A 17,435-nucleotide genomic window follows, 5' to 3' on the forward strand; every position below is an offset into this window, starting at 1 on the left:
GCAAGACCAGCAGCAACGCGCATCCCCATACCCACGCCCATGCCTGTCGCATCGGACTTGTTCTAGGTTTCGCCTTTTCCATGCGTAACGGTATGCTGCCACTCGCCACGCCGCAGCGTTGCGTCGGCGTGCGGCAGCATTCCACACCAGGGGGAGTACATGAGTCAGGAACGTCCGTGGCTGCAGAGTTATCCGGCCAGCATTCCCGCCGAGATCGATGTCGATGAATACCGATCCGTCGCCGCCGTCTTCGAAACCTCCGTCGCCAAGTTCGGCGACCGTCCGGCCTACTGCAACTTCGGCAAGACCCTGACCTACCGCGAGGCCGGCGAACTGGCCAGGCATTTCGCCGCCTACCTGCTGGGCGAACTGCAACTCAAGAAGGGCGACCGCGTTGCGCTGATGATGCCCAACTGCCTGCAGTACCCGATCGCCACCTTTGGCGTGCTGCTGGCCGGCATGACCGTGGTCAACGTCAACCCGCTGTACACGCCGCGCGAACTGCGCCACCAGCTGGTCGACTCCGGCGCCAGCGCGATCGTGGTGATCGACAACTTCGGCAAGACCGTGCAGGACGTGCTGGCCGACACGCAGCTCAAGCAGGTCATCACCACCGGCCTGGGCGACATGCTCGGCTTCCCGAAGGGCCCGTTGGTCAACTTCGTGCTGAAGTACATCAAGAAGCTGGTTCCCGATTACGCCATCCCCAACGCGGTGCGCTTCCGCGACACGCTGACGCTGGGCCGGCGGCATACGCTGCCGCAACTGGACATCGAGCCGGACGACATCGCCTTTCTGCAATACACCGGCGGCACCACCGGGGTGGCCAAGGGCGCGATGCTGACTCACCGCAATCTGGTCGCCAACATGCTGCAGGCCGGCGCCTGGATCGCGGCGACCGGCAAACTGGAGGAAGGCAAGGAAGTCATCATCACCGCGCTGCCGCTCTACCACATCTTCGCGCTGACCGCGAACGGCCTGGTGTTCATGAAGCTCGGCGGCCTCAACCACCTGATCAGCAATCCGCGCGACATGCCCGGTTTCGTCAAGGAGTTGCAGAAGACCCGCTTCACCGCCTTCACCGGGGTCAACACCCTGTTCAACGGCCTGCTCAATACGCCCGGCTTCGACAAGGTGGATTTCTCGACGCTGAAGTTCACCCTGGGCGGCGGCATGGCAGTGCAGCGCGCCGTGGCCGAGCGCTGGAAGCAGGTGACCGGGGTGACCCTGGTCGAGGCCTACGGCCTGACCGAGACCTCGCCCGCCGCCTGCATCAACCCGCTGACGCTGCAGGACTACAACGGCGCCATCGGCCTACCCATCCCGTCCACCGACGCCTGCGTCAAGGACGACCAGGGCCAGATCCTGGCGACCGGCGAGGTGGGCGAACTGTGCATCCAGGGTCCGCAGGTGATGAAGGGCTACTGGCGCCGCCCCGAGGAAACCGCCGGCGCCATCGATGCCGACGGCTGGCTGCACACCGGCGATATGGCGCGGATGGATCCGCAGGGCTTCTTCTACATCGTCGACCGCAAGAAGGACATGATCCTGGTCTCCGGCTTCAACGTGTACCCGAACGAGGTCGAGGACGTGATCGCGATGATGCCCGGCGTGCTGGAAGTGGCCGCGGTCGGGGTGCCGGACGAGAAATCCGGCGAAGTGGTCAAGGTGGTCATCGTCAAGAAGGACCCCAACCTCACCGCCGAGGACGTCAAGGCGCATGCCCGCGCCAACCTGACCGGCTACAAGCACCCACGCATCGTCGAGTTCCGCAAGGAACTGCCCAAGACCAACGTCGGCAAGATCCTGCGGCGGGAATTGCGCGACAACCAGGCGTAGCGATCCCCGAATTAGGCCGGCGTTCGCTGCGCCGGCTGGCTGCGTGGCGTAGGTCTATCTAGCGCATGCGCGTCATTGATTCATGTTACTGAGCCAGGTGTAGCATCGATCGGGTGGAGCCCGCATTCGCCCACTGCGCCACACTTCTTCGTGGGCGTCTCCCAAGAGCCCTAGCCATGAGCATGATCGACACGCTGCCCCGTACCCGCCCCTACTCCACCCTTCGCGTCGACTCCGCGCCCACTGGAGGCGAGCATTGGATCTACATGCATGCCAACCAAGGCTGCGAAACCGCGCGTCCTTGCTTTTCATCGCAGTTGGTCCACGAGATCGTGCATTGCCAAAAGGAACTGAAGCAGCGCCTGGACCGAGAGAACAAACTTTTGCCCCACGTAATCCTGGCTTCTGACGCCAGTGTCTTCAATCTGGGTGGGGACCTTGGCTTGTTCAGCCAGTTAATCCTTAGCGGCGACCGCCATGCCATGCTCCACTACGCTCGAGAATGCGTGCTCGGAGTACATGCATTTCACATAGGGTTGGATGCAGGGGCTCACAGCATTGCTCTGGTACAAGGAAATGCTATGGGCGGCGGTTTCGAGGCCGCGCTCAGCTGCCATACCATCGTAGCAGAGAAAGGGGTGCTAATGGGTCTGCCCGAAGTCCTGTTCGATCTCTTCCCGGGAATGGGAGCCTATTCGTTTCTATGCCAGCGGATTAGCGCACATTTGGCAGAAAAAATTATGCTGGAGGGCAATCTGTACACTGCCGAACAGTTGCTACAAATGGGTTTAGTAGATGTTGTGGTTCCACCTGGCGAGGGCGTGGCGGCAGTGCAACAGATTATTCGTGATCACCAACGTATTCCACACGCCCGAGCAGCGATGCATAAGGTCCGTCGCCTAGCAAGTGCTGTTTCACTTGAAGAATTAATGAAGATTACGGAAGTCTGGGTCGACACAGCCATGCAGCTGGGTGACAGATCATTGCGCACCATGAACCGTTTGGTTAGAGCACAAACCCGCCGTTCCCAAGGCGTCGCGGCTTGAAGACAACTCATCCGACTCGGTACACGGGGACGGGCCCGGTCAAGTGCTGGGCTTTACCAACCGATCTCTCCACTGCCGCCCTGCGTGGCACCGCTCCTAGCTCGCATATCAAGTGCTTCCCGCCCCTCGGTAAGGCTGGCATTGAGACTGACGAGACGCTGTTTCCATTCACTCCGCATCTGCCATTCAACCATGTGCATCAATTCACCGCCCAGACTGGCCAACCGCACCAATCCAAGGTTGCTCGCGACGCCCTTGATCGCATGTGCATGCTCGCGCAGCCGCTCCCAATGCTCGGCCTCCCCTGCCAGCTGCATGCCGCCGAGGCAGCCCTCGGCATCGTTGAGGCATTGCGAGATGAACTCTCGCTCGAAGCCTTCGCCCATGCCGAGCCTGGCCAGTTCGTCGAGGACGGACGGATCCAGCACGCCTTCGATCGATGCGGCGAGCGGGCGCGCCGATGTCTCATTGGCACCACGCAGCTTGCCATCGGTGGCAATATCGGTCAGCGTGTCCAATAGTCGGTTCGCCACCAGCGGCTTGGCCAGGAAGGTGTGCGCGCCGGCCTGCTCGCAGCGCTGGATCGATTCGGGGGTGACATCGGCACTGAGCACCACCACCGGCGTGCGTGGCCCACCGGCCTGCATCACCCGCAGCTGCTTGAGCATGTCCAGCCCGCTCATGCCCGGCATATGCAGATCGACGATCACCGCGTCGAATTCGCTTTCGGCCAGCGCGTCGAGCACCGCCTCGGCGCCATCGACGCAGATCGCCCGATGCCCCGCCTTCTGCAATATGCGCTGCAACACCATGCGGTTGGCGGCATGGTCGTCGGCGACCAGAATGCGCATCCCGCGCACGCGCGCGCGATGGCGCAGGAACGGATCGGAGAAGGCAATGACGTTGCCGCTGGGATCGAACTCCTCGGCTAGCGCCGTTGCGCCAGCTGTCGCTGCCGCTACCGTGGTCTGCGCAGCGCTGGCCACGAACGGCAGTTCGAACCAGAAGTGGCTGCCGCGCGGCGGATGTTCCTGGTAGCCGATGCTGCCGTCCATGGCCTCGACCAAGCCCTTGGCGATCGTGGTGCCCAGGCCAGTACCTTCGTAGCGACGCGACAAACCGACATCGGCCTGTTCGAAGGCTTCGAACAGCCGCGGGCGCATCTCCGGCGGCACGCCGATGCCGGTATCGATGATGTCGAAACTCAACCGCTTCGGCTGACCCTGCTCGCTCTTCTGTATCCGCACGCGGATGTCGACCCGGCCCATCTCGGTGAACTTGATCGCATTGCCCGCCAGATTGAGCAGGACCTGGCCCAGGTGCCCAGGGTCGCCTGATAGGTTGTCCGGCACGTCGGCGGCCACGTCGACCTGATAGTTCAGGTTCTTGGCGCGCGCCTGAGGTTGCAAGATCAGGCTGATGCCTTGCAGCGTCTCGCGTAGCGAAAAGTCACGCTTATCCAAGCGCAGCTTGCCCGATTCGATCACCGAGATATCCAGCACTTCCTCGACCAGCGACAACAGAGTGCGAGCCGAAGCTTGAATAGTGTTGACGCATTCACGCTGTTCCGCGTCGAGCCGGGTCGTGGCCAGCACCTCCGTCATGCCGGACAAACCATTGAGCGGTGTGCGGAACTCATGGCTCATATTGGCAAGAAAGCGACTCTTGGCATCATTGGCTCGGCGTGCCTCTTCGCTTGCCTTGGTCAATGCCTTCAGCAGGGAATCAAAGTACAGCGGGACTGCGCACAAACCGATCCACAATCCCCAGGCAAGATACGCATTCCCACGCCAAAAAGGCGAGATGATCAAAGCGCACAAAAACGAGACAGAAGCCATTGCAGTGGCCAGACGCAGATAACTACTGCCGTAACGCAGCCCATTGCCGATGGTTACCCACAAGTAAACCGCATATAGCGGCGATGCAGGCTCCCCCTCGATGCACATGATTACACCTATGCATGCATAGTCGGTCAACATGCCAATCCAGCGCCGCACATGAGAAATCCCAGGACGAAGCAAGATAGCTGCGAACAAACATATTGCGACGAACAGTTCAAACAGCAGAATCAGCCAGGTTGCTGGCAATGTATTGACTTGTCCCGCATGGAAATAGCGCCACCCCATATAGATCGAAAATAGGGCAGTGATCACGATCCGAATCAAATTCTGAGCATGCTCACTGTCGGGGCGACCGGCTAGGCGCTCGATCAATGGAGGAGACCACTTAGCCATGGTTAGACCCCCGGCCGAACCGAAGCTGTCGAGAACTTCTCGCAGATCATGTGCAACTGCTCGCGCCCGCGGAACAGCGCGTCCACGCAGCGCGGGTCGAACAGGCGGCCGCGTTGCGCGTAGAGATAGGCGAGGGTCGCATCCATGGTCCAGGCTTCCTTGTAGGGACGCGGGGAGATCAGCGCGTCGAAGACGTCGGCGACCGCCACGATCCGCGCTTCCAGCGGAATCGCGTCGCCGACCAGGCCGTCGGGGTATCCGCTCCCATCGTACCGCTCATGGTGGCGCAACGCGATCAGCGCGCCGACCTGGATGAAGCGGTTCTGGCTGCCGCTGAGCAGTTCGTAGCCGATGCGCGGGTGCATGCGCATCACCGCCATCTCATCCTCGTTCAGCTTGCCGGGCTTGAGCAGCACCGCATCGGGAATGGCGATCTTGCCCATGTCGTGCAGGCTCGCGGCCATCTCGATGACCCGCACCTCGTCCTCGGACAGGCCCAGCTGCTCGGCGATCAGGCCGGCCACGTGCGCCATCCGCTCCAGGTAGGCGCTGGTTCCGGCGTCGCGGTACTCGATCGCCCGCGCCAGCCGCGACAGGGTCTCGCGCTCGCGTTCCTCGACCTCGCGCATGCTCGCCAGCAGGCGCTGCTCCAGCGACATCGCACGCTGCTTGATGTTTTCGCTCTGCAGCCGCAGCTGCAGCAGGTTGTGGCAGCGCGCGCGCAGTTCGCGCGGGCGGATCGGCTTGACCAGGAAGTCGATGATCCCGGCTTCCAGCGCGGCCTGGCGGATCGGCTCGTCGCCGACCACGGTGATCAGGATGATCGGAATGTCGCGGTGCTTGGGTAGCCGCCGCAGCCGCCGCGCGAACTCCAGCCCGTCCATGCCGGGCATGCGGTAGTCGAGCAGCAACAGGTCGACCTTGCCGGCCTCGCACCAGGCCAGTGCGGCCTGCGAGTCGCCGAAGTCGCGGACGGTGAGCTCCGGGGCGATGTCCTCGATCACGTGGCGCAGCATCGTGCGCGCGGACGTTTGATCGTCGACGATGACGATGTTCAAGCGGTTGTCCGCCCCCTGCGCCCAGTCCGGGCGGTCGCTGCTGGAGGATATTCCTGACAGGCTAATGCTGGCATCTTGCATCTGCGATCCTCTCGCCCATGGGCATCGGGTTGCTGTGACAACAACGGGAAACGCTCCGGCGCCGGCCGCGCCGACCCAACCGCCTCACTTCCGCTTGCTAACCACTTGCTTGCCGACGCCCGATACGAGAACCCCACGCCAAGGCTACCGCCACCTGCGGCTAGATTAAGCCTCCGGACGCATGTACGGGAACAGCAGCACGTCACGGATCGAACTGCTGCCGGTCAGCAACATGACCAGACGGTCGATGCCGATGCCCAGGCCGCCGGTGGGCGGCAGGCCGACCTCCAGCGCACGGATGTAGTCGGCGTCGAAGTGCATGGCCTCATCGTCGCCGCCTTCCTTCGCCGCCACCTGGGCCTGGAAGCGGGCCGCCTGGTCTTCCGGATCATTCAGTTCGGAGAAGCCGTTGGCGATCTCCTTGCCATTGACGAACAGTTCGAAGCGGTCGGTATAGCCCGGTTCGGTGTCGCTGGAACGGGCCAGCGGCGACACCTCGACCGGGTGGTCGGTGATGAAGGTCGGCTGGATCAGGGTGTGTTCCACCGTCGCCTCGAAGATCTCCAGCAGCAGCTTGCCCCAGCCGTAGGACGGCTTGGTGCGGATCTTCAGCCGCTCGCAGTGGCGCAGCAGCGCGTCGCGGTCGGTGCAGTCGGCGGCGCTGATCTCGGGGTTGTGGTGGCGGACTGCCTCGTCCATGCGCCAGCGGCGGAACGCCGGGGCCAGGTCGATGTCGGCGCCGTCCCAGTGCACCTGGGTGGTGCCGAGCACCTCCTGGGCCACGTCGCGGATCACGCTCTCGGTCAGGTCCATCACCTCATGGTACGTGGCGTAGGCCTCGTACAGCTCCATCATGGTGAATTCGGGATTGTGCCGGGTGCTGACGCCTTCGTTGCGGAAATTGCGGTTGATCTCGTAGACCCGTTCCAGGCCGCCGACCACCAGCCGCTTCAGGTACAGCTCCGGCGCCACGCGCAGGTACAGGTCCAGGTCCAGCGCGTTGTGGTGGGTGGTGAACGGCTTGGCGGTGGCGCCGCCGGGGATGTAATGCATCATCGGGGTCTCTACTTCCAGGAAGCGGCGCGCGTCCAGCCAGGCGCGCATCGCGCGGATGATCCTGGAGCGCTTGACGAACACCTCGCGCGCCTCCGGCGACACGATCAGGTCTACATAGCGCTGGCGGTAGCGCTGCTCCACGTCGGACAGGCCGTGCCACTTGTCGGGCAGCGGGCGCAGCGCCTTGGTCAGCAGCCGCAGCGCGCTGGCCCGCACCGACAGCTCGCCGGTCTTGGTGCGGGTCAGCCCGCCCTCCACGCCGATGATGTCGCCGATGTCCCAGCCCTTGAACGCGTCGTAGGCGGGGCCCAGCGCGTTGGCCTGCAGGAACAGCTGGATGCGCCCGGACTCGTCCTGCAGCTGCACGAAGCTGGCCTTGCCCATCACCCGCTTGGCCAGCAGGCGCCCGGCCAGGCGCAGGCTGCGGCCCTCGGCCTCCAGCGCCTCGGCGCTCCAGCGCTCGGCATCGGCGAACTCGGTCTGCAGGTCGCCGGCGAAATCGTGGCGGCGGAAATCGTTCGGATAGGCCACGCCCTGCGCACGCAGCGCTCCCAGCTTGGCGCGGCGTTCGGCGATGAGGCCGTTTTCGTCGACGGGAAGGGACGGCGCGGGGGTCTGCTCGGTCATGGCAATGGGTACACGGAGAAGAAGGGAGAGGATGCAGCAGATGCGGGCGCTGCGCGGCGTGGCCGGCCTCCGCCACGGTGGGGAGAGGCCGACGGTTCAGGCGTCGCTGCGTTTGGCGCCGACTTCCAGGCCGGACTTGAGGCTGGCCTCGACGAATTCGTCCAGGTCGCCGTCGAGCACTTTTTGCGTGTCGGTGCGTTCGATGCCGGTGCGCAGGTCCTTGATCCGGCTCTGGTCGAGCACGTAGTTGCGGATCTGGCTGCCCCAGCCGATGTCCGACTTGGTCGCCTCGACCGCGTCGCGCTCGGCGTTGCGCTTCTGGATCTCCAGCTCGTACAGCTTGGCGGCGAGCATCTTCATCGCGTTGTCGCGGTTCTGGTGCTGGCTGCGCCCGGTCTGGCAGGCGACCACGATGTTGGTCGGGATATGCGTGATGCGCACCGCCGACTCGGTCTTGTTGACGTGCTGGCCGCCGGCGCCGGAGGAGCGGTAGACGTCGGTGCGCAGGTCGGCCGGGTTGATCTCGATGTCGATGTTGTCGTCCACTTCCGGCGACACGAACACCGAGGTGAAGCTGGTGTGGCGGCGGTTGTCCGAGTCGAACGGCGACTTGCGCACCAGCCGGTGCACGCCGGTCTCGGTCTTCAGCCAGCCGTAGGCGAAATCGCCTTCCACGCGCAGCGTGGCCGACTTGATCCCGGCCACTTCGCCGCCGGAGACTTCCATCAGTTCGGTCTTCCAGCCGCGCGACTCGCACCAGCGCAGGTACATGCGCAGCAGGATCTCGGCCCAGTCCTGGGCCTCGGTACCGCCGGCGCCGGCCTGGATGTCGACGAAGGCGTTGCTGGCGTCCATCTGCCCGGAGAACATGCGCTGGAACTCCAGCTTCTCCACGTGCGCCTGGAAGCGCTCGACATCGGCGACCACCGCCAGCGCGGTGTCCTCGTCGTCCTCGCTCTCGGCCAGCTCGAGGAACTCCAGCGCCTCGTTCAGCCCGTCGAGCACGCTGGCGATGCCGCCAACGGTCTTCTCCAGGTTGGCGCGTTCGCGGCCCAGGCCCTGGGCGCGTTCGGGGTCGTTCCAGACATCGGGGCTCTCAAGCTCCCGTGTCACTTCCTCCAGGCGTTCTTTCTTGACGTCGTAGTCAAAGAAACCCCCGAAGCGACAGCACCCGCTCGGACAGATCGGCGATGCGGTGGCGGATGGGATTGAGTTCGATCATGGCGGCATTCCGGCAAACGGCAAACAAGAGCGCGATTCTAGCAATTCCGGCCGCCGCGCCACAGCGCGCGCGCGGCGCCGCCCGGGCCGGGCAGCGCCGCGATCAGGCGGCGACCGCCGCCTCGCCCTCCCCGGCCGCCGCGCGCAAGGCGGCGCGGTAGCGGCGGCTGCACGGCACATGGCGGCCGTCGCGCAGGTGCACGCGCGCCTCGCCGGCCTCCAGCGGCTCGATCGAGACCACGCAGCCCAGGTTGACCATGTAACTGCGGTGGATGCGCACGAACACGGCCGGGTCGAGCCTGGCCTCGATCGCGGCCAGGGTGCTGCGCAGCGGGTAGTCATGGCCGCGCACGCGCAGGTTGACGTAGTTGCCCGAGGCCTGCAGCCATTCGATATCGGCAGCGGCGACCAGGAAATCGCGGCCGAGCTTGCGCACCAAAAAACGCTCCGGGCGCTCCAGCGACTCCACCGGCGGGCCTTCGTCGGGCGCGCCGAGCAGGGCCGCCTCGCCCTGCCAGCGGCGCAGCAGGAAGCGGTACATCTCCACGCACAACAGCATCGAGGCCAGGCTGCGCACGTCTTTCAGGTATTCGTAGGCCAGCCCCTGCGGCCACGGGCCGAAGTCGTAGTGCAGGCCCTGCAGGCGGTACACCGCGCTGCGGATCGCGACCATGCCCAGCACGTGCAGCACCGACAGCGCGACGCTGCCCAGCAGGTAGGCCGGCAACCGGCGCCGCCAGTTGTCCCAATGCAGCGGATAGCGCCGGGTCAGCGCCGCCAGCAGCGGCACGATCAGCAGCAACACCAGATTGCTGGACCACTCCCACAGCCCCGGTTCCCACGCGGCGAAGTGCAGCCCGGACCTGCGGATGTCCATCAGCACGGTGATGCTGTTGGCGCTGCCGTTGACCAGGGTCAGCGCGACCCAGAAGCCGATCTCGAAACTGCGGCGCCAGGGCAGGAAACGGGAGTAGACGCTGGCGCCGGACGGGTCGGATATGGCGGCAGTGTAGCGCGTAGCCCCTGCCAGCCGCAGCTAGCGCCGCATAAAAAAGCGGGCGCTTAGCGCCCGCCGGTATACTACGAATAAAAAACGACTCAAACTCACAAAGCCAACTAGCTTTCAAGGTGGCTCACATGATTTACCCGGACGTGATTGCTACCAAGCCAGGCGGAGCGCAAAGGGGAAACCTCTGGATCCACAAAAAGCACATCACCAGAATGCAGATATGCCGCGCCTGAAAATCTACTCATGGCTTCAACGAGCTTCCGAATTCCATGCAAGTCGTCGATGTGCCTGATGGCATCCAGTCGCCCACCGTGATCGGATCGATGATGGAGCACGCCCTTGGAACGCCACTTCCCACCGACACCGGCACCGGCACCGGCACGTCTTGATTGCACACTCTCGACATCATCGAATTCCGCCTCCGAAACTGCCATATTCCTCGCAGTCATGGCGTTCGCGGAGATACCCTCACTCGACGCCGCCGAATCGCTTTTCGATAGAAGCCCCTCGAATTCAGATGCCATTATCGTGTCTTCATAGCCAATGTGCAGACTGGCCACCCCGGCCCCATCACCCTTGAATTGATTGAGGACACGAACCTCCCCCTCACTACCATCGATGCGAATAATCAAATCATCATCCTGGCGATTGAGAAAAATTTCATCGCGTGAAACATAAAAATGATCAAAACGTATTTCATCGTCTCCGCCGCCGGAATTATCAACCACATCACTCCCGTCCAACCTTGACTGAAAAACGTAACTATCATCTCCACCGCCTCCAACCAACCTATTATTTCCCAATCCTGCAAAAAGCGTATTGGAATAGGAATTTCCAACCAATTCTTGATCATTGGCACTGACAGAAGCCTCTGTCGCCGAGCTCCCTTCCACCAGAACGATTCTTTCAAAAAATTCCGTACGGAGATAAGAATAATTTTCTGAAATCTCGATGGTATCGAAGCCACCTTCCGACAGCTCGACAATCTCTTCATATCCGTTACGCAGCACGTAGACATCATCACCGCTGCCGCCAACCAGACGGTCGCTTCCACCATTGCCATCCAGGCGATCGTTTCCTTCGAGTCCACGCAGTTCGTCGGCAGCCTCGGTTCCCATCAATACATCCGATTCCATACTACCCTGAACCAGATTCCTCACATTCAATTGAACGTTGTGGGTAGCTGCATTCCCGGCACTGTCGGTTGCAACGACATAAAACGAGGTAGCTGTCGAAACGCCCGTAGGGGCCACACCCGAGATGGAACCGGTGGCACTGTCGATCGACAGCCAGTCGGGAATGCCCCAAGGACTATGCCGAAGGGAATAGGTCAACGTATCGCTGGAATCGTCCGAAAACATCCCGGCAGGCAACGCATAGCGTATTTCCTCACCTCGAATCGCATTGATGGCCGCTTCGACTTGCGAATCAGCGACAGGCGGCTTATTGAAGTAGGGCAATTGTACGAGGTCGCCCCGATGACGGCTCTTATCGTACTCGAAATAGAATTCGCCGATATTATTTCCGAAAGACTCGGCGACTGCCCCGTCATCTTTCCAGTAGTCCTTCACCGTCACGGCACCGCCAGAGGATCCAACGGTGATGAGCAGATCGTTCCCAATGCGCGACCAAAGCACATCCTCCGGACGAACATCCGCTGAAAACTGAAGAACGTCAGCACCGGTGTTGTTTTTGGACGCCGCACGAATGATGTCATTTCCGTCTCCAAGCGAATAGACGATAAGCTCATCGCCGGCCCCCGTCATAATTTCGTCTGCACCGCGGCCGCCGACCAGAACACCACTCTTGGCAGATGACTGCAAAAGGTCATCGCCATCGCCGCCTTCAAGCCGATTCGAAACCCAGTTCGTCGCATGAGGTGGTCATTGCCGTCACCGCCGATCAACGCCCCGCCCTCGACACTTGCGTACAGGATATTGTCTTCCTCGTCGCCCCGCAGCGTCGCGTAATAGCCTTCGACAAGCCGGTAGATTTCGATATTCGCGCCGGACGGAACGTCGAAGTCGCCATAGACCATCCTGGTATCCTGACCGCCAGCGACCTCCTCGATGATGATGTCGTTTTCGCCTGCGATATAGGTATCGTCTCCGGCCCCGCCGATCAGGGTATTCACCGCAGACGACATCCGACCGTTCAGCACATTGCTCAATCTGTTACCCGTCGCGGTACTCTCAAGCGAATCGTTGGTCAATTCGATGTTTTCCAACTGCAGCTTATCGGCGATGGAATACGAAAGACTAGCGCGCACGGTATCGACAGATGAATAAGCGAAAGACTCGACAATGACGTCGCCCTCACTGTCAACGACATAGGTGTCGTCGCTTTCTTGACCGATCAGCGTATCGTCGCCAGCGCCGCCATCCAAAAGATACTTCCTGTCTGAATAGCTACCGGCAGCACTGCCCTGCTCGATGCGGATAGTGTTGTTCAGTTCGTTGCCGATCACTTGGCTCGGAACAGTGGCATACCAAAAAGAGGCCGCCTTGACGACTGCGTTTTCGATATTTGACGCCAATCGGACGATGTAGTAATTCGTATAGATGGTATCGACACCACCATCCGCATCTTCTTCGATCTCGCTCAGATCCGCGACCGGCGGCTGCCAGGAGCTGGTGTAATTGTGATACATGTAGTAGGCATCATTGCCCTTGCCACCAACAAACCGATCGACCTGCGAGTCGCGCGCTATGTTGAATGTGTCGTCGCCCTCTTCCCCGTAAACGACGTCCCTTCCTTGACCATCGGAGAGGGAATCGTTGCCGATGCCGCCGTACAGCGTGTCGTCGCCGTCATCGCCACTGATGTCGTCGTCTCCAGCGCCACCGGCAAGAACATCGTTTCCGGCGCCACCATAGATGGAATCCGGACTGAAACCGCCCGAGTAGGTGTCGGCACCATTGGTTCCGTACCAGGCAACACGATTGAAGTCCAGCGCCGTCAGCGTCTTTCCATCGCCCAGTTCGATCACATGCCGCGGCGCGCCTGCGGCCAGGAATCCTTCAAGTCTTACTATCGCACCTGGTCCGTTATCCGCGCGACTTGCGATAAGCAGGTCGCTACCGGAGATCTGATAGTTCATGATCGATTGGAAGTCGAACTGCGACAGCACGATCCGATCCTTCCCCGCGTTGGATGCTCCCAGTTGGGAAATCGTATCCAGCCCGCTGAACGATCCCACGAAGTAGGTGTCGTTACCGGTTCCGCCAACCAACGTGTCGTTACCGGCACCATCGTACAGGACGTCGTCGCCGGCCCCACCGTCCAACACGTCGTCGCCAGCGCCGCCATAGATCGTATCGTTTCCTGCCATGCCATAAATGCGGTCGGCCGAATTGGTTCCCTCGATGGTGTCGGCACCATCGGTACCCTTCGTCACCCGGCCCTGCAGCGCGCCATTGGCGAAACTGGAGGCCGAGTAGCTATAGCCGTCCGCGGTGCGTATCACGCCTTGATTGCCGGCGACGAAATAGCCCATCAGGCTGACGGCAGCGGTGTCGTCGGCCATGCGGATGGTCAAGTCGTCTCCGCTACGCGTGAAGATGAGCTCGTCGGACGCGATGTCTCCCCTGAAGACGAACTGGTCCTTTGCGCCGGCAGCGAGGCGAACCACATCGTGCCCGAAACCGCGATCGAAGAAGTAGCTGTTGCTACCGCCGCCCCCTTCCATCAGATCGTCGCCTGCCTCGCCGACCAGCACGTCATCTCCATCGCCGCCGGAGAGCGTGTCGTTCCCTGCACCACCGAACAGGACGTCGTTGCCGTCTTCCCCATAAAGCACATCATCGCCTTCCTGGCCATAGAGGGAATCCGCACCGGCACCGCCAAGCAGCGTGTCGCTGCCGGCACCACTATTCAGTTGGTCGTCGCCCCTGCCGCCGCTGAGAGAGTCGTTGCCTTCATTTCCGAAGAGGAGATCGTTTCCATCGCCTCCGTCCAATGCATCGTTGCCGGCTTCGCCATACAGCTCGTCGTTCTGCTGGCCGCCTCGCAGGGTGTCGTCGCCCTCGCCCCCCCAAAGGTAGTCCACGCCATTCCCACCATCGAGCGTATCGTTGCCGCTCCCACCCTGAAGTGCATCGTTTCCATCACCGCCGTTCAAGAAATCGTCGCCGGCCTGCCCATACAGGGTATCGGCGCCGAGGTCGCCATGTAGCGTATCGTTGCCTTCGCCGCCCTGCAGTTCGTCGTTCCCATCCCCGCCCTGCAGATAGTCGTTACCCGCCTCGCCGTAGAGACGATCGTCTCCAGCGCCGCCGTACAGCACGTCGTCGCCTGCTCCGCCCTGCAGTTCATCGGTTCCATCTCCGCCGAACACGCGGTCTTCGCCCTCACCGCCGCTGAGCACATCGTTGCCAGCCCCGCCGTAGATGAGGTCGTTGCCGCCATTGCCCTGCACGACGTCGTCGCCGTCACCGGCATCGATCACATCGTCGCCCTGCGCCCATTGCGGCAAACCGACGTAATCGCCGGTAATGGTATCGTTGCCGGCACCTCCCTTCAGCGTGTCCGCGCCGCCGAATCCCCAGATGAGGTCGTCGCCTTCGCCGCCATCGATGAAGTCGTTGCCGTGCAGAGCGATATCCACTTTCTGGTCGTCGCCCGCCAGTTCGTCCGCACCCGAGCCGCCATAAATGATGTCGTTGCCACCACCGCCTTCGATCTTGTCGTCCCCAGCGCCCCCATCCAGGTAGTCGTTTTCCTGGCCCGCCACTTCCTGGGCATCCGGATTGCCGAATCCCATCAGGATGTCGTTGCCTTCGCCACCGAAGAGCTGGTCGTTCCCACCGTAACCATAGAGGCGATCGTTCCCGTCTTCGCCATTCAGGATGTCGTTGCCATTGGGGTTCGCACCAGCCGACGCAGGACCGAGCAAATCCGAGCCGGTCGCGCTGTCGCCGATGATGAGGTCGTCGTTCTTTCCGCCGCTGAGGACATCGTCGTCCTGGCCGCCTTCGATGATGTCGTTACCGTCGCCGCCCATGACGATATCGTCGCCAGCGCCGGCATCGATCACATCGTTGCCACCCGGCAAAGTATCCGCATCCACGTCTACCCAACCAGGCGCATTGATCACCAGCTTGCCCGAACCGTCATAGTGAATGAACCAGTTCTTGCCTCTGCTCACTACCGCCGAACCGAGGAAAGCGATCTGTTGGTTGAACCGGTCCAACTCGGTCTTTCCGTCCGAATCGCGCTGCGTGTCGTCGAGCGGCCTCAGGTTCAACTGACGCGCGCCATCGAAGATCAGGTCGTTGCCACTGCCGCCGAACAGCCTGTCATCGCCCGCCCCGCCGGCGATCAGGTCCTGATCGTCGCCGCCATCCAGGTAATCGTCGCCTGCGCCGCCGCTGAGTCCGTCGTTGCCTGCCAGCCCCCGAATGGTGTCATTACCAGCGTTGAGGGCCGGCTCACCGAAGACGTCGGCCTCGGTCGTCATGGCCGACGCGTCCACCACAGGCACATCGCCGGACAACATGATGCCCAATTGCCCGTTGGACCATTTGTCCACATAGATCGTATCGCCTGTGGCCAGATTCTTGACGATCAAACCGCCGACCGGCTCCGGCACCCAAGTCAGCGTCAACTTGCCGCTGGCATCCTTCCAGGTGCTTTCGGAAAGCCGGGCGCCGGCCGACACCGCCGCGTCATCGACATAGATGACGCCATCGCCCTGGCTGTCGTAGATGCGGTCGATGGTCGCCAGCACCGAGTCATTGCTGTAGAACCGGTAGATGTCCATGCCGGCACCGCCGTACAGCTGGTCGTTGCCCGAGCCGCCAGTGATATCGTCGTTGCCGCTCCCGCCCAATACCAGATCGTCTCCGCCGCCAGTGGCGATGATGTTGCTGTCATGCAGTGCCACGACCACATCCGAGCGCATGTCCGATTCGGAGCCGGCGTAGTGCATGGCACCGTCGTCCTGCAAACCCCAGCGTGCGCGTTCCAACAGATTCGTATCGAAGGCCATGCCTTCCGTCTTCGAGGTGACGTATTGGCTCAAGGACTGAACGCCTCGTTTCACCTGTCTGCCGAGCGCTTCTGCGTCGAAGCCGAGGTAGCCATCGCCGCGGGATAGGACGTCGTTGAGCCGCCTGATAAAGCCGACCTGTGGCGTTCTGCCATTCGCCTGCTGATAGAGCCCAGCCAGTACGACATCCGCGATGGCGGCTGCCAGGTTGATCTTCTTGACTTCACCATTTTCATACACAGAGAAGAAGCCATCAGCCCCACGCAATTCTGCACCGTCGATCTTGGACAAATCGGCCGCAAACGCATCAAGCGCCCCCTCCCCTGCAAGCTGACGCTGAACCAGCAACTCCAGCAGAGTACTAGCAGTGCGCATTGTTGGATCGATATCTTGATATACACCCTGAAATAATCTTGGAAATAATTCCTTGTAGACTTGGCTAGCCTTGAGAAATTCTTCCGAGTTCATGAATCCGGCCAGAAGCGTCATCGAATGCAGATCAACTGCCTTCTTGAAATCAGCCAACGCACTTCCGCCCCAACCGAACATGCTTTCAGCTTGTGGATCAATAGAAATCTGCCTTCCATCATTGATCTTGGCAAGTCCGCCCGTTTTATAGCTGAGCACCTCGCCATCCATCACGATTTGCTTGACATTGTTCCTGCGAACACTCAAGTCACCACGATCCATGTAATCATTAAATTCCTGCGGCAATTCATAGCCATTCGCCTTCAACTGGGTCCGATAAGCCTCTATCCTTGGATAAGAGCTTCCCATCTCATAGATTCGTTCCGCGGACGCCTCAAAAGGAGCCTCATCAAAAACCGTTGCGCTTTTGTCAAAATAAACAGCCATCAGGGAGGCAAGCCCTCCACCGAGCGAATGTCCCGTAAAGCTAGTATTGGACTTATCAACTCCCTCGAGCCTCATTACATCAAGGTAAAATGCCGCAGCTTCATAGACTTGCATAGAATATATCCCGGCACCCGCCGGAATATTCCCCGTCTCCCAGTCGTCAGCTGCTGCTCCTTGCTCTCCAGTAGTACCTGCGTAGGCAATGACAACCTCACCAGTTCCCTTTTTTTGATAAGCACGAGCCATGAAACCCGAATCTGAAACACGCTCGTAAATTTGCTTCCACTCTTCCGGAATCTGCAACGTATTCAACTGGCTCCTGACAGCGATTTTCGCCCCATACACATTGGCCGAAAGTCGTGCGCAATCAAGCTGCGAATCTGTAAAATTCATAATAACATCCCTATTTTATTGAATTGC

9 protein-coding genes are annotated in these 17,435 nt (G+C 61.3%); 2 read left to right on the forward strand and 7 right to left on the reverse strand.

Going from position 1 to position 17,435, the window contains the following annotated elements:
* The first annotated feature begins 159 nt into the window (after positions 1 to 159).
* Together E4A48_RS07710 and E4A48_RS07715 are read left to right on the forward strand one after the other, a co-directional pair.
* A complete protein-coding gene (locus E4A48_RS07710) occupies positions 160 to 1,839 on the forward strand; it encodes a long-chain fatty acid--CoA ligase (protein WP_053833963.1) in 1,680 nt (559 codons plus the stop codon).
* Between the two features lie 176 nt (positions 1,840 to 2,015).
* Entirely contained in the window at positions 2,016 to 2,885 is an 870-nt protein-coding gene (locus E4A48_RS07715) for a crotonase/enoyl-CoA hydratase family protein (RefSeq protein WP_003465522.1), read from the forward strand.
* 53 nt (positions 2,886 to 2,938) lie between these two features.
* On the opposite strand, the gene E4A48_RS07720 is transcribed toward E4A48_RS07715, so the two are convergent.
* From E4A48_RS07720 to E4A48_RS20965, 7 genes are all read right to left on the reverse strand, one after another.
* Positions 2,939 to 5,119, reverse strand: coding sequence for an ATP-binding protein (locus tag E4A48_RS07720; protein WP_142742173.1), 2,181 nt, complete (start codon positions 5,117 to 5,119; stop codon positions 2,939 to 2,941).
* Positions 5,120 to 5,121: 2 nt separating this feature from the next.
* Positions 5,122 to 6,258 (reverse strand): response regulator, encoded by a 1,137-nt coding sequence (locus tag E4A48_RS07725; RefSeq protein WP_039005051.1) that lies wholly within the window; start codon positions 6,256 to 6,258, stop codon positions 5,122 to 5,124.
* 165 nt (positions 6,259 to 6,423) lie between these two features.
* On the reverse strand, positions 6,424 to 7,941 hold the full coding sequence (gene lysS, locus E4A48_RS07730; RefSeq protein WP_053841043.1) for a lysine--tRNA ligase: 1,518 nt from the start codon (positions 7,939 to 7,941) through the stop codon (positions 6,424 to 6,426).
* 96 nt (positions 7,942 to 8,037) lie between these two features.
* A protein-coding gene (gene prfB / locus E4A48_RS07735; protein WP_100225494.1) for a peptide chain release factor 2 occupies positions 8,038 to 9,163 on the reverse strand; the annotation gives its coding sequence in 2 pieces (ribosomal slippage) (positions 8,038 to 9,087 and positions 9,089 to 9,163; 1,125 coding nt in all).
* Between the two features lie 102 nt (positions 9,164 to 9,265).
* Positions 9,266 to 10,162, reverse strand: coding sequence for a LytTR family DNA-binding domain-containing protein (locus E4A48_RS07740; protein ID WP_039005048.1), 897 nt, complete (start codon positions 10,160 to 10,162; stop codon positions 9,266 to 9,268).
* A gap of 116 nt (positions 10,163 to 10,278) precedes the next feature.
* Positions 10,279 to 11,994 carry a putative Ig domain-containing protein gene (locus tag E4A48_RS07745; protein ID WP_142742174.1) on the reverse strand — a complete coding sequence of 572 codons (1,716 nt, stop codon included), beginning with the start codon at positions 11,992 to 11,994 and terminating at the stop codon, positions 10,279 to 10,281.
* A complete protein-coding gene (locus tag E4A48_RS20965; RefSeq protein WP_142742175.1) occupies positions 11,934 to 17,408 on the reverse strand; it encodes a hemolysin in 5,475 nt (1,824 codons plus the stop codon). Before E4A48_RS20965 ends, E4A48_RS07745 begins: the two co-directional genes overlap by 61 nt.
* Positions 17,409 to 17,435: the final 27 nt, after the last annotated feature.

The organism is Xanthomonas translucens pv. cerealis (genome assembly GCF_006838285.1).
Classification (GTDB): Bacteria; Pseudomonadota; Gammaproteobacteria; order Xanthomonadales; family Xanthomonadaceae; genus Xanthomonas_A; species Xanthomonas_A cerealis.